Below are 13310 nucleotides of genomic sequence, written 5' to 3' on the forward strand. Positions count from 1 at the left end.
GGGAAGGTGCGGTGGAGAAAAAATTTTATTTGGTGCGCGAAGACGTCCTGCCGGAAGCGATGAAGAAAGTCGTGCTCGCGAAACAGCTGCTTGAGCGGAAAAAAGCCGCCTCGGTTGCCGAGGCGGCGCAGCTCGCCAACATCAGCCGCGGTGTGTTTTACAAATACCGCGATGCCATTTTTCCGTTCCAAGCGGTGACGAAAGAAAACATCGTCACGCTCTTTTTCCATTTAGAAGACCGCTCCGGAACGTTGTCACAGCTGCTTGGCGTTGTGGCGGCGGCCGGCTGCAACGTGCTGACCATCCATCAAACGATTCCGCTTCAAGGGAGGGCGAACGTGACGCTGTCGGTCAGCACAAACGATATGAACGAGGAGATTGATGAGCTCCTCGCTAAGCTCAAACAGCTCGAATTTGTCGAAAAAGTGGAAATTGTCGGTTCGGGAGTGTATTAAAGCAAGGGAGAGGCAAACGAGATGAAAATCGGTTATTTAGGACCGAAGGCGACGTTCACCGAAGCGGCGGCTGCTCTTCTTTTTCCGTCGCAGCCGCGGGAGCCGTATGACACGATTCCCGATTGCATTGACGCCGCGGCGGCCGGAGAGATTGAAGCGGCCGTGGTGCCGCTCGAGAACGCCTTGGAAGGATCGGTCAATTTGACACTCGACTATTTAATTCACGAACAGCCGTTGCCGATCATCGGCGAAATCGTTGTGCCGATCGAGCAACATTTGATGGTGCACCCATATTTCACCCCGCATTGGCGCGAAGTGAAAGAAGTGTATTCCCACTCGCACGCCATTGCCCAATGCCGGAAGTTTTTGCATACGGTGCTGAAAGGGGCGAAGCAAGTGCCGATGACGTCAACGAGCGCCGCCGCGAAATTTGTGAGCGAGCATCCGCACTTGCCGGCGGCGGCGATCGCCAACCGGCTGGCGGCGGAAAAATACGGGCTAGTGATCGTGCAGGAAAACGTCCACGATTACGATTACAACCATACGCGCTTTATTGTCGTCAGCCGGCGCAAAGAGCCGCTTTCGCCTGCTTCGCCTCTTTATGCCGGCGACAAGACGACCGTGGTCGTCATGCTGCCGCAAGACCGTCCGGGCGCACTCCATCAAGTGTTATCAGCGTTTGCCTGGCGGCGGCTCAACTTGACGAAAATCGAATCGCGCCCAGCGAAAACGGGCCTTGGAAATTATTTCTTTATTATTGACATCGACGCGCCGATGGATGACGTCCTCATCCCGGGGGCGATCGCGGAAATTGAGGCGCTCGGCTGCACAGTGCAGCTGTTGGGCAGCTATCCATATTATTTTGCTTGACACAGACAAAAACACGCGGGCGGTCTGCTGCCGTCCGCCTGTTCCTTTTTAGACGGCCCGCCGCGCAGTATTCCGCAGGGAATGAACCGATGTTCGGCCAGGTCCAGTTTACGCTTCGATGAGAAAGCCGGCTTGTTTCAAGGCGCGGCAGGCGGCGTCAAGCTTCACTGGTGAATCGGCTTCCAGCGTATGCAAATGGGTTCCGTCCGTCAGCTGCAACAAATACGACGATTTTGTCGCCTCGATTTTGGCGATGAATTGGTCGACTTCCAGGCGGTTGCTCACCATGATCGAGGCGGTTAAATCGCCGTAGACCGGATGCTCGATTTTGACGTCCTTGACCGTCACGCCGCAATCCACGAGCAAATACAACTCTTCTTTCGTCTGTTCTGGCGTATGGAAGCAGGCGATCGTCCTCGTGTACGTTTTGGCCGGTTCAGCCGGCTTTAAATACAAATAGCCTTGGCTTGTGGCGATGATTGGTTCGTTGCGCGCCTTTAACAGTGAAATGTCTTGGACGATCACTTGGCGGCTGACGTTCGTTTTCGCTGCCAGCTCAGCCCCCGTGAGCGGCGCTTCGCTTTCTTTCAACCATTGCAAAATGAGCTGGCGCCGCCTTTCCCCTAAAATTTTCTTTTCCTCTTTCACCTGCCATTCCTCCTTTCATGCCGATGTAAGTCGCTCCAATGTGGAAACGAACTGGTCGATCTCCGCTTCGGTCGTGGCCGCGCCCAATGAGATGCGGATGAATTGCTTCGCTTCTTCAGGCGTTTTCCCGACGGCGAGCATCGTCCGCGACGGCGCTTGCAGCCCGACTTGGCAGGCGCTGCCGGTGGAAATGGCGATGCCGGCGCGGTTGCATTCAAGCATCACAAGCTGCCCTTCGTACCCAGCGACGGACAAACCGATAATATGGGCAAGACGGAAATCGGGATGGCCTTCCACCGTCACCGGCAGCTGTTTGGCGGCGATGGCGTGAAGCAACCGATTCCGCAGTCGTTCCAAACGCGACTGTTCGTCCGCCATTCGTCGATGGAGCTGCTGCGCGGCCGTAATGAAGGCGGCAATACCCGGTACGTTGACCGTTCCCGGCCGAAAGCCTGATTCGTGCGTCGCTCCCGGGAATACCGGCTTCCAATGCCGGCGCGGGTTGATGTACACAGCGCCGACCCCTTTGGGACCGTACACTTTATGGGCGGAAACGGATAGGCTGTCTAGTCCTATCTCTTGAACATCTAGCTGTATTTTAGCAAAAGTTTGCACGCAGTCGCTATGAAAAAGGACGCCGTGCGCCCGCAGGAGGCGGCCGATGTCGGCAAGCGGCTGAATCGTGCCGATTTCCGAGTTGGCGTGCTGGATGGAAGCAAGGATCGTCTTCGGCGTGATCGCCCGCTCCAAATCGGCAAGTCGAATGCGCCCGAATCGGTCGACGGGCAAATACGTGACCGTATATCCTTCTGTTTCCAGCTGTTTGAACAGGTGATGGAGCGAGGCATGCTCGATTTCGGTCGTGATCAGGTGGTTTCCCTTATGCCGGTAGGCGGCAGCTAGCGAACGGATCGCGAGCAAGTTCGCTTCCGTTCCGCCGCTTGTGAAATAGATCCCTTCCGCTTCTCCGTTAATCATGGCGGCGAGTTCGCGTCGGCATAAGGCAAGCAGTTGTTTCGCTTTCGTTCCGATGTCATGCAAGCTGCTTTCGTTGCCAAAGTAAACGGACGCCGCTTCAGCGTAAGCGGCGATCGCCTCTTGGCACATTGGCGTCGTTGCCGCGTAATCCAAATAAATCATATTCCCCCGCCTTTGCATCATTTTTTTCGCCAAACCTCTTGCCATTAGTTTAAATATGTGTAAATATAGATGTCAAGACAGGTGAAAAGAAAGGGGCGTCCGAGAGTGAAGGAAGGTGGCGTGATTATCGTCGGAAGCGGGCTGGCGGCGTTAACGGTCGCGTATCATTTATCTGAGCTCGACCATGTGATGATATTCACGAAAAAACGTTGCACCGACAGCAATTCATGGCGGGCGCAAGGAGGGGTGGCCGCGGCGCTGGCAGAGAGCGACGATTGGCGCGCTCATTTCCGCGATACGATGGTCGCCGGCTGCTTTCATAACGATGAACGAATGGTCGAACGGCTCGTCCGCGAAGGGCCGAGGCGGCTGCAAGAATGGATCAACGCCGGCATGGCGTTTGATCGGGACGAACGCGGCCGGTTTTGTTTCGGCCTTGAAGGCGGGCATAGCCACCGCCGGATTTTGCACGCCGGCGGCGATCAAACGGGCAAAGCACTCGTTTCGTTTTTGCTTGAGCGGCTCGAGGGACGCGTATGGATGGAAGAAGGCGAGCAGGTGATTGATTTGCTTGTGGAAGAGGGGCGTTGCGTCGGGGTGAAAACGAAGCGGGAAGACGGTTCGGTGTCCATTTGGCCGGCGTCGGCCGTCGTGTTGGCGACCGGTGGATGCGCCGGATTGTATACGTTCACTTCCAATGCGCGGACGGCGACTGGCGACGGCATTGCCATGGCGTACCGCGCCGGTGCGGCGGTGGCGGATATGGAGTTTATCCAATTTCATCCGACGATGCTCGTTGCCGGCGGAAAAGCGGTCGGGCTCGTCTCGGAAGCGGTGCGCGGCGAAGGGGCGGTGCTTGAGGCGGAAGATGGAAGACCGCTGATGGACGGCGTCCATCCGCTTCGCGATCTCGCTCCGCGCGACATCGTCGCCCGAGCGATCGCGGCGGAACTCGATCGCGGCGGCCGCGTCTATTTGAATATTTCCCGCGTGTCCCACTTCCGCCGCCGCTTTCCGACGATCGCCGCGCTATGTGAGGCCTATGGCGTCGACCTTGAAGCCGGCCGCCTTCCTGTCGCGCCGGGCGCCCATTTTTTAATGGGCGGCGTTGTCGTCAACGAGTGGGGGCAGACGACGGTTCCGGGCTTGTACGCCGTCGGGGAAGCGGCGTGCACCGGTGTGCACGGCGCCAACCGGCTCGCGAGCAACTCGTTGCTTGAAGCGATTGTCTTTGGATTCCGTGCGGCCTGCGCCATCCGCCGTCAAGCGGCGTGGCCGGAAACGGTGCACCGAGCGGATTCATCCAGCCCGCGTCGTTTGATTGTACCACGGCTGCCAGAGCGGGCGTTGCTCCGCGAACAGCTGTCAACGTTTGTCGGCATCGTCCGCAACGGCGATCGGCTTCGCGAAGCGGTCGACTGGTTGGAACAGTTTTCGTTGCCGGATTGGCTGGATGGCGACCTTGAACGATTGTCGGCAGAGGAGATTGAAACAGGATATATGTTGCTAGTGGGCTGGCTTGTCGCTTCATCAGCGCTTGGGCGCACGGAAAGCCGCGGCGGCCATTACCGGAGCGATTTTCCGCGTGAACGCCCGGAGTGGCGGGGGCGGCGCCTCGTGCGGACGAAAGAAGAGTGGGCCCGCCTTGGGGCTGGGAGGTAAAGCGGCAAAGAAAACGGAGGGATGAAAGATGAACCGGTTGAAGCTCGAACAACTGTTGCGACAGTTTTTTCTTGAAGATATTGGCGACGGCGATGTGACGAGCGAGACGATTTTTCCGGCTCATGAACGGGCATCAGGCATGTTTATGGCCAAAGCGGACGGGGTGGTGGCCGGCGTCGGCATTATTGCGGCGGGCTATCAGCTGCTGGATCCGCGCGTCGAAGTAACCATCATGAAACAGGACGGCGAACGGGTCCAAGCCGGCGAAACGATCGCCGTCGCATCCGGACCGGTCGGGCCGCTGTTGTCCGGTGAGCGCGTCATTTTAAACTTGCTGCAGCGGTTAAGCGGCATTGCCACCGTGACGCGACAGGCCGTTGACTTGCTTGGCAATAGCTCCACACGCATTTGCGACACGCGGAAAACGACGCCGGGGCTGCGCATGCTTGAAAAATATGCCGTCACATGCGGCGGCGGCTACAATCACCGCTTTGGCTTGTACGACGGTGTCATGATTAAAGACAACCATATCGCCTTTTGCGGATCGATCGCCCGCGCCGTCAAAACGGTGCGGGAGCGGCTTGGGCATATGGTGAAAATCGAAGTAGAGACCGAAACGGAAGACGAAGTGCTCGAGGCGGTCGAGGCCGGGGTGGATGTCATTATGTTTGACAACCGGACGCCGGATGAGGTGCGGGCGTTCGTCCGGCTTGTGCCAAAGCCGATCATCACGGAAGCGTCGGGGGGAATTACGCTCGCCAATGTGGCGGCGTACGGCGCGACCGGAGTCGACTACATTTCGCTCGGATGTTTAACCCATTCCGCCCCGGCGCTCGATATGAGTTTCAATTTGCGATAATGGAGGGGAGAACCGTGAACGTCCTTGAACAGTTGAAACGGCTGGATGAGATGCCCAAACGGTATAAAACGATGGAACGAAGCGAGCTCGAAGCACGCGCCCGCGCGGTGAAAGAACGGTTCGGCCGGCGCCTTTTCATCCCGGGTCATCACTACCAAAAGGATGAGGTCATTCAGTTCGCCGATGCGACCGGCGATTCGCTTCAGCTTGCCCAGCTCGCGGCAAAGAACAGCGAAGCCGAATATATTGTGTTTTGCGGCGTCCATTTTATGGCGGAAACCGCCGATATTTTAACGAGCGACGACCAAACGGTCATTTTGCCGGACTTGCGCGCCGGCTGTTCAATGGCCGATATGGCCGATATTTTTCAAGTCGAGCGGGCATGGGCGGCGCTTATTGAGCGGTTTGGCGAGACGATCGTGCCGCTTGTGTACGTCAATTCGACCGCGGCGATTAAAGCGTTTGTCGGCCGCCATGGCGGAGCGACCGTCACCTCGTCGAACGCGAAAAAGATGATGGCTTGGGCGTTTTCACGGAATGAACGGATTTTCTTTTTGCCGGATCAGCATTTAGGGAGAAATACGGCCTATGCGCTCGGCATCCGTCTTGACGAGATGGCGGTGTGGGATCCGCATGAGGAGACGCTCCAAGGGGCGGACGATCTCGACAAGGTGAAAGTCATTCTTTGGAAAGGACATTGCTCCGTGCATGAAAACTTCACCGTGCGACAAATCGAGCATATTCGACGGATGAAGCCGGGAATCCATGTCATCGTCCATCCGGAATGCAGCTGGGAGGTCGTCCAGCAAGCAGACTACGCCGGTTCGACAAAATACATTATTGAAACGATCCGCAATGCTCCACCCGGCACCCAGTGGGCGATTGGAACGGAAATGAATTTGGTGAACCGGCTGAAGCATGAACATCCAGACAAAGAAATTGTTTCTCTCAATCCATATATGTGCCCGTGTTTAACGATGAATCGAATTGATTTGCCGCATTTCGTCTGGGCGCTCGAATCGCTTGAGCAAGGAGCGATCGTCAATCGCATCACCGTTCCGAAAGACATCGCCGCAGAGGCAAAAGAGGCGCTCGACCGCATGCTTTCGCTTGCCTAGCTTTTTCCCTGGCTTGACGAGGAGGGATCCTCGTTCGGTCAGGGATTTTTTTATCATAAATCAACGATCATCGTCATACATTGTGTTGAAAGACGATAACGGGAAACAAGCATCGGTTCGATCGAGCGTAAACAGTCTCGGTTTAGGAGGGGAATGGAGTGAAAATCCATATTGTCCAAAAGGGCGACACCCTTTGGAAAATCGCCCAAAAATATGGAGTGGATTTTGAACAATTGAAAAAAATAAATGGGCATTTGAGCGACCCGAATATGATTATGCCTGGAATGAAAATCAAAGTGCCGACAGCAGGGGTGCCGGTCAAAAAAGAGACGAAGGCGCTTGTGTCACCCAAAAAAATGCACGTAAAAGAGCACCCGTACGCGGAGGCGAAACCGTTCGTCTCATTCCACATTGATACCGAGCTTGACACTGCTGTCGCCCCTGCTCCGGAAGGCGAGGCAGCGGTAAACGAACCGGCGGGTGAGGCGCCGAAAGCAGTGGTAAAGAAAACGCCCAAAGCAGTCGTAAAGGAAACACCGAAAGCGCCGGAGAATGTGCCAGTGAATGAAGCGCCAAACGTGCCGGTGAACGAAATGCCAAATGTATCAGTGAATGAAACGCCAAATGTGCCCATCAATGAAGCGCCAAAGGCCGTCGAGAAGGAAGCGCCAAAAGCGGCACCAAAAGCAGTGGTGAATGAAGCGCCGAACGTACCGGTGAACGAAACGCCGAATGCGCCCATCAATGAAGCGCCAAAGGCACCGGCGGGTGAGGCGCCGAAAGCGGCGATGAACGAAACGCCAAAGGCTGTCGAGAAAAAAGCGCCAAAAGCAACGGCACAAGAAGCACCAAAAACGCCGAAAGCGGAGGCAAAAGAAGGGGCAAAAGCGAAAGGCGCCTCTGTGCCGCCGCTTGTGCATACGATTCCGCCGGTGGCCCCGCCTCCTCAACTTTCGTTCGCTCAATCGCTGGCCAACGTGCCGCCGATTCCGCCGAAGCCGAGCAATATTTTGCCCAACATGATGAAAGAGGAGGACAATGAAAGCCCAGCTGAATGGAAAGGGGAACCGGCGGCTGAGAGCGAAGACGCGCCGCCGCTGCCGAACATTCCATACGTTCCTGTCGCCCCGCCGACGATCCCAATATTTGGCACTGACCAAGGATGTACGCCAGTGCCGCCAGTTTGGCCGGGGAGCGGTTTTTACGCGCCGCCGCTGCCGATCATGCCGACGTCCTATCCGCCATCGTCTGCGCCGTCGGCCGTTGGGAAAAGCGGTGAAAGTCCGGAAAACGGTTCGGCGCCGTTTCCCGGCATTCACGAAAGCAGCAGTGAATCATTAGAGCCGCCGTTTTCTGGGCCTGGGGTTGCCGCCCCGTTTGTCCCGTCCGCAGGGGGCGTTCTCCCGCCGCCCGGCGCTGCAACGCCAGTTTATGCGCCGCCTGCGGCGCACCCCTCGCCTGTCGGCTATCCGCCTTTTGGGTATGCACCGGCCTATGCGCCGCCCCCGTACTATTATGGAGGGTACGCCCTGCCGGCTCCATACGGATATGCGCCGCAGTCAGCGCCGCCGCTTCCGTGGCCAGGCGTCGTTTATCCGACAAGTCCAGCGGGATACTCGCCGCCATCCTACCCGCCATCATCCGCCCCGCCGGTCGCCGGCCCCCGTTTGTTTAGCGAACCGCCGGATGAGGAGAGCGGGCATGGCGAGGAACAATAACCAAGTGAAAAGAGACGCCGCCGGCCGTCTCTTTTTTCTTCTTGACCGCCAATATCGGCTTGTTATTCAACAAGTTGTGGCATTGAAACCGCATGTCTTAGCCATTGCCGCCCGGCAAGGAATGTTTGTCGCCAAAGCGTATCGCTTTCCTGTTGCGGCCGCGCGGCACGCCTGGCTTCTTGCCGCATTAAGGAAGACCGGTTTTTCCGCCGCGCCGGCCCCTATGCCGATCGGGCGCGGAGGAGTGGTTGAAGCCGGCGGATGCTATTGGCTGCTGACGGAATATGTAGCCGGAGCGCGTCCAATCTCGTTTGCCGCTTGGGCTGACGCCGCTGACGGACTTCATTTGCTCGAACGTTACCATACCATAACGGCAAACATCGCCAGCAGCAAGCAGGAGGCGATGGGGCTGCCGCGTGCGCAGCTGTATGACAAATGGCGGCGCCGCTATGAGGAGTTTTGCCGACATTTGCCTGTTGTTGAAACGATCATGGACAAAGAAGACATTTTATTTACGCTGCGCTGGGCGGATTACTGTCTATCAACGTGTCGCGAGCATGCTCCAGAGTTGACGGCGGATTCTGCTGCCATCATTCATGGTGATGTCGCCTCCCATAATTTTTTGCGCACCACAACCGGCCAGATGTACCTCATCGACTATGACGCGGCCGCTCTTGCCTCGCCCGGGCTTGACTATTGCCAATACGCCAATCGCCTCTTGCCGTATATCGGTTGGTCATATTCAACACTCGCCCGTTTCGCTCCGCTTCGCCGTTGGTTGGAAAAACGCTGGTTTTTGCATGCGCTCTTATTTCCGGCTGATGTGTTTCGCGAATGGCGGTCAGCCGCCGCGCGCCGCCGCCCTCTTGTGTTTGACCGCAAGCGGAGAGAACGGTTTGTCCGCCGCCTTTATGCTATGCTACAATGAGAAATGGAATCTTTGGAAAAGGAGTCGAGGGCGGATGCAAGAAAAAATTGACAAACTCGTGCAATGGTTGCGTGACCAAGTCTCATCAGCCGGTTTAAACGGGGCGGTCGTCGGCATCAGCGGCGGCATCGACTCGGCGGTTGTCGCCCATTTGATTAAGCGTGCCTTTCCGGACGATTCGCTGGGGCTGATTATGCCTTGCAAAAGCAATCCGAAAGATATGGAAGATGCGCTGAAAGTGGTGAAAAGCTGCGGCATCCGGCATTTGGTCATCGATTTGACCGAGGCGCACCGGACGTTGTTTGGCGCGGTCGAGGCCGAGCTGAAAGCCATCGGGGAATGGAGCGAAGAGCGCGCGCGCCTCGGCGATGCGAATACAAGGGCGCGTTTGCGCATGACGACGTTGTATGCGGTCGCCAACAATTACGGCTATCTCGTCGTCGGTACGGACAACGCTGCCGAATGGCATACGGGCTACTTTACGAAATACGGTGACGGTGGAGTCGATTTAGTGCCGCTCATTCACTTTACAAAAGGCGAAGTGCGCGAAATGGGCCGTCTGCTCGGCGTCCCGGAAGAAATTATCAAGAAAGCTCCAAGCGCCGGACTGTGGGAAGGGCAGACGGATGAAAGCGAAATGGGCACGACGTATGAAATGATCGATAAATATTTAAAAGGGGAAGATATTCCAGAACGCGATCGGAAAATTATTGAACGGCTTCATGAACGTTCGCATCATAAACGGCAGTTGGCGATTGCGCCGCCGAAGTTTTAGCTGTCATCTCGTTGGGTTGAACTGACAGCGATAAACCCCCCGCGTTTGCCGCAAGCTAAACGTAAGGCTGGCTTCATGCCAGCCTTGGGCGAAGGAAACCAAGGGGGGTTTTCCATTGAGATACGCGGTCAGATGGATCGGCGCGTTGTCGGTCGCCGGATTGCTCGCCTCATGCACCAACTACCGGGCGAATGAGGAAGGGGCGCAGCGTTATCATGATGCGGCGAGACCGATCGGTTTTTACTCGACGGAGCGAGGCGACGATTTCCGCTATGGCCGATACGGGACGAATGCGCTCAATTATGACAACCGTTATATATGGGCGCGCCGCGGTCCGGTCACCGATTATTTGACGGACGGCGGCCGCCTCGGAGGACCAGCAGCGACCCGGTTTGACACGGACGTTCCGGCTCTTCCGCCCGACGTCGATTTCGGTGACAGTGATTACAACTACCATGGGCATTTGCACTCGCTAAACGTCGATCCGCACCCGTCGTACTACCGAAGCTATGCCGGCGGTTTGGCTGAGAAGCTCTCCCGCCGCGCCGCAGCGGTGAACGGAGTCGACGATGCCCGCGCGGTTGTGTATGGCGATCAGGCGCTCATCGCGATTGCCACAGACGCCCGCCATCCCAAGCGGCTTGAGAAGCGTGTCGAGCAAGCGGTCGCTCCGTACGCGGACGGCAAGCGGGTGCGCGTCACCTCGAATCCGAGCATGTACCACCGCATTCGCACGATTGACAACGCGCTTCGACGCGGGACTCCAATCAATATGGAAGAAATCCGCCGTGATTTGCGCACCATTTTTATCGATGGCACGATTCAAGAACGGCCGGAAAACACTCGGTGACAAACGAAAAAGGCGTCCCCAAAAAGCGGGGCGCCTTTTTTCATGGCTGCTCCTTCGCTGGAGCTTGGCTGACAATTTCCGCGTTTTTTGCTATAGTAATAGTCGGAACATTCCGTTGCGATGAGAGGAGAACTGTCGATGGCTGGACATTCGAAGTGGAAAAATATCCAACGGCGGAAAAATGCTCAAGATGCCAAACGCGGCAAACTGTTCATGAAACTGGCGAAGGAAATTTATGTGGCCGCCAAAAGCGGCGGAGGCGATCCAGCGTCCAATCCGAGCCTGCGCCTTGTCATTGAGAAGGCGAAAGCGGCCAACATGCCGAGCGAAAACATTGAACGGGCGATTAAAAAAGCAACTGGAACCCAAGAACATACCAACTATGAGGAAATTCGCTACGAAGGATATGGACCAGGCGGCGTTGCCGTCATGGTCGTTTGCCTGACGGATAATAAAAACCGCACCGCCGCCAACGTGCGTGCGGCGTTTTCGAAAAACGGCGGCAATTTAGGGGAAACGGGCTGCGTCTCCTATTTGTTCGAGCGCAAAGGGCTGCTCGTGATTGACCGCGAACAGCACAACGTTGATGAGGATGAATTGCTGCTGTTGGCCATTGAAGCGGGCGCCGAGGAGATGGAAACAACGGACGAATCGTTCGAAATTTATACAGCGCCCGAATCGTTTGAAACGGTGAAAGACGAGCTGGAACAGCAAGGATTCACGTTTGCCAGCGCGGAAATTACGATGATTCCGCAAACGTATACGACGCTTGAGGGCGACGATTTGAAAAAAATGCTGAAGTTGATCGATACGCTTGAAGATGATGATGACGTCCAAGAAGTGTACCATAATTTGGACGAATCGGTGCTTGAGGAGTAGCGACGTCCGTCGGCGAAGCCGGCGGATTTTTTTTGTACATACGTTCGAAGGTCGTGGAACATAATGGAATATGATGATCGAGCGCCGTTGGCTCGAATCCCCGCCCCACTTTTTGGATCGGCGGCAGCTTGCTTGGCAAAAAAGCTGATGGATCAAGGAATAAAATGGCGTCCGCTGGTGAAACTAGTGGCGTAAAGGAACCATCATCCGAGAAGAGAGGAACAAACGATGCGAATTCTTTCCCTCATACTGTGGATCGCCGCCATCGTGTTGCCGGTTCATTCGGCCTCCGCCGCACCGGTTAAGATGACGATTGTGCTCGAGCGGCAATACTTGGACGGAGAGATGAGCGAAGAGAAAGTCACCGAAACCGTCGATTCGATGACAGAAATATGGAAAAAATATCGCGGTTGGCAACTCGTGACGCTCGATGATCAGACGATCGTGTTTCGCAAAACAATCAACGACATTTCGCCGTTGTTAAAAACAAACGGCTACTTCGGAATTACGGACGATGGCACGTTGTCTATCTTCAACGGCAAACCGGGCCGGTCGAGCGAAATCATCCAGTCGTTTTTCCAAATCGACGTGCAAAAGCTCGAAAGCCGTCAGCAAGAAAAGCTGAAGAAAGGAATTCGCGTCCTCTCGAAAGAGCGGTATGAACAAGTGATCGAAATGTACCGCCATTTTGCGGTCGTCCAATAAACCAAGCGAAAGCCCGTGGTGCAAAGCGCATCGCGGGATTTCTTTTTGCTATAATGAAATCATATGATACAATGAAAGGACGAAAAAAGGAGAGGAGCATCCATTGATCGAGTTTATCCGTGGGTATGTCGATTACGTCTGCCCGGAATATATCGTCATCGACCATAACGGCATCGGCTACGAGATCTTTACGCCGAACCCGTTTGCGTTTCAGGAAAGCCGCGAGGCGGCGGTGACCGTCTATACATACGAATATGTACGCGAAGGTGTGCACGCCTTGTACGGGTTCCCAACGCGCGAGGAGCGCAACTTGTTCGCCAAGCTGCTGCAAGTGTCGGGCATCGGGCCGAAAGGCGGCCTCGCCATTTTGGCGGCCGGGCGTCCGGATGAACTGGCGCGGGCCATCGAGGAAGAAAACGAGGCGTTTTTATGCAAGTTTCCAGGCGTGGGCAAAAAGACGGCCCGGCAAATGATTTTGGATTTAAAAGGGAAGCTCGGGGCGCTTGCGGCGCCGGCGGCTGCACGTTCGGCCGCACCGCTTTCCGGTGCGCTCGCCGAGGCGGTGGCGGCGCTCAAGGCGCTCGGCTACGCTGAACGGGAGATCGAGAAAATCATTCCGGCGCTCCGCGAAGAAGCGATGTCGACGGAACAGTATGTGAAGCGGGCGCTGGCGCTGCTTTTGGGATAAACAGCGGCCAAAGGG

Annotated in this window: 14 protein-coding genes; 12 read left to right on the plus strand and 2 right to left on the minus strand. The window is 56.2% G+C overall.

Features of this window, described 5'->3' with window-relative positions:
- Positions 1-11: 11 nt before the first annotated feature.
- Together ACVX3G_RS07380 and pheA are read left to right on the plus strand one after the other, a co-directional pair.
- Positions 12-455 (plus strand): ACT domain-containing protein, encoded by a 444-nt coding sequence (locus ACVX3G_RS07380; RefSeq protein WP_011232081.1) that lies wholly within the window; start codon positions 12-14, stop codon positions 453-455.
- Between the two features lie 21 nt (positions 456-476).
- Positions 477-1325 (plus strand): prephenate dehydratase, encoded by an 849-nt coding sequence (gene pheA, locus ACVX3G_RS07385; RefSeq protein WP_011232080.1) that lies wholly within the window; start codon positions 477-479, stop codon positions 1323-1325.
- A gap of 108 nt (positions 1326-1433) precedes the next feature.
- On the opposite strand, the gene ACVX3G_RS07390 is transcribed toward pheA, so the two are convergent.
- Together ACVX3G_RS07390 and ACVX3G_RS07395 are read right to left on the minus strand one after the other, a co-directional pair.
- A complete protein-coding gene (locus tag ACVX3G_RS07390) occupies positions 1434-1973 on the minus strand; it encodes a transcription repressor NadR (RefSeq protein ID WP_014196418.1) in 540 nt (179 codons plus the stop codon).
- 15 nt (positions 1974-1988) lie between these two features.
- On the minus strand, positions 1989-3113 hold the full coding sequence (locus ACVX3G_RS07395) for an IscS subfamily cysteine desulfurase (protein ID WP_021321862.1): 1125 nt from the start codon (positions 3111-3113) through the stop codon (positions 1989-1991).
- 69 nt (positions 3114-3182) lie between these two features.
- Between ACVX3G_RS07395 and nadB the strand changes: the two genes are divergently transcribed.
- The 10 genes from nadB (at position 3183) to ruvA (ending at position 13295) form a co-directional block, all read left to right on the plus strand.
- Positions 3183-4775 carry an L-aspartate oxidase gene (nadB, locus tag ACVX3G_RS07400; protein ID WP_172620552.1) on the plus strand — a complete coding sequence of 531 codons (1593 nt, stop codon included), beginning with the start codon at positions 3183-3185 and terminating at the stop codon, positions 4773-4775.
- A gap of 28 nt (positions 4776-4803) precedes the next feature.
- Positions 4804-5634: a carboxylating nicotinate-nucleotide diphosphorylase gene (gene nadC, locus ACVX3G_RS07405; RefSeq protein ID WP_011232076.1), complete on the plus strand. Its 831-nt coding sequence runs from the start codon at positions 4804-4806 to the stop codon at positions 5632-5634.
- 14 nt (positions 5635-5648) lie between these two features.
- Positions 5649-6752 (plus strand): quinolinate synthase NadA, encoded by a 1104-nt coding sequence (gene nadA, locus ACVX3G_RS07410; RefSeq protein ID WP_011232075.1) that lies wholly within the window; start codon positions 5649-5651, stop codon positions 6750-6752.
- Positions 6753-6910: 158 nt separating this feature from the next.
- Positions 6911-8470 (plus strand): SafA/ExsA family spore coat assembly protein, encoded by a 1560-nt coding sequence (gene safA / locus ACVX3G_RS07415; protein WP_014196415.1) that lies wholly within the window; start codon positions 6911-6913, stop codon positions 8468-8470.
- A complete protein-coding gene (locus ACVX3G_RS07420) occupies positions 8454-9398 on the plus strand; it encodes a phosphotransferase (RefSeq protein WP_011232073.1) in 945 nt (314 codons plus the stop codon). The genes safA and ACVX3G_RS07420 overlap by 17 nt, the downstream gene beginning before the upstream one ends.
- Before the next feature lie 34 nt (positions 9399-9432).
- Positions 9433-10173, plus strand: coding sequence for an NAD(+) synthase (gene nadE / locus ACVX3G_RS07425; protein WP_011232072.1), 741 nt, complete (start codon positions 9433-9435; stop codon positions 10171-10173).
- Between the two features lie 115 nt (positions 10174-10288).
- Positions 10289-11023 carry a YhcN/YlaJ family sporulation lipoprotein gene (locus ACVX3G_RS07430; protein WP_011232071.1) on the plus strand — a complete coding sequence of 245 codons (735 nt, stop codon included), beginning with the start codon at positions 10289-10291 and terminating at the stop codon, positions 11021-11023.
- A gap of 138 nt (positions 11024-11161) precedes the next feature.
- A complete protein-coding gene (locus ACVX3G_RS07435; protein ID WP_014196414.1) occupies positions 11162-11902 on the plus strand; it encodes a YebC/PmpR family DNA-binding transcriptional regulator in 741 nt (246 codons plus the stop codon).
- Between the two features lie 228 nt (positions 11903-12130).
- On the plus strand, positions 12131-12607 hold the full coding sequence (locus ACVX3G_RS07440; RefSeq protein ID WP_011232069.1) for an intercompartmental signaling factor BofC: 477 nt from the start codon (positions 12131-12133) through the stop codon (positions 12605-12607).
- A gap of 103 nt (positions 12608-12710) precedes the next feature.
- Positions 12711-13295, plus strand: a complete 585-nt coding sequence (gene ruvA / locus ACVX3G_RS07445) for a Holliday junction branch migration protein RuvA (protein WP_011232068.1) — start codon at positions 12711-12713, stop codon at positions 13293-13295.
- Positions 13296-13310: the final 15 nt, after the last annotated feature.

The organism is Geobacillus sp. PLS 41 (assembly GCF_056494105.1).

Coding starts and splice junctions, on each gene's coding strand:
- ACVX3G_RS07420 (WP_011232073.1), top strand. CDS start 8,454: ATGGCGAGGAACAATAACCAAGTGAAAAGAGACGCCGCCGGCCGTCTC.
- pheA (WP_011232080.1), top strand. CDS start 477: ATGAAAATCGGTTATTTAGGACCGAAGGCGACGTTCACCGAAGCGGCG.
- nadE (WP_011232072.1), top strand. CDS start 9,433: ATGCAAGAAAAAATTGACAAACTCGTGCAATGGTTGCGTGACCAAGTC.
- ACVX3G_RS07435 (WP_014196414.1), top strand. CDS start 11,162: ATGGCTGGACATTCGAAGTGGAAAAATATCCAACGGCGGAAAAATGCT.
- nadC (WP_011232076.1), top strand. CDS start 4,804: ATGAACCGGTTGAAGCTCGAACAACTGTTGCGACAGTTTTTTCTTGAA.
- ACVX3G_RS07440 (WP_011232069.1), top strand. CDS start 12,131: ATGCGAATTCTTTCCCTCATACTGTGGATCGCCGCCATCGTGTTGCCG.
- ACVX3G_RS07395 (WP_021321862.1), bottom strand. CDS start 3,113: ATGATTTATTTGGATTACGCGGCAACGACGCCAATGTGCCAAGAGGCG.
- nadB (WP_172620552.1), top strand. CDS start 3,183: ATGTCAAGACAGGTGAAAAGAAAGGGGCGTCCGAGAGTGAAGGAAGGT.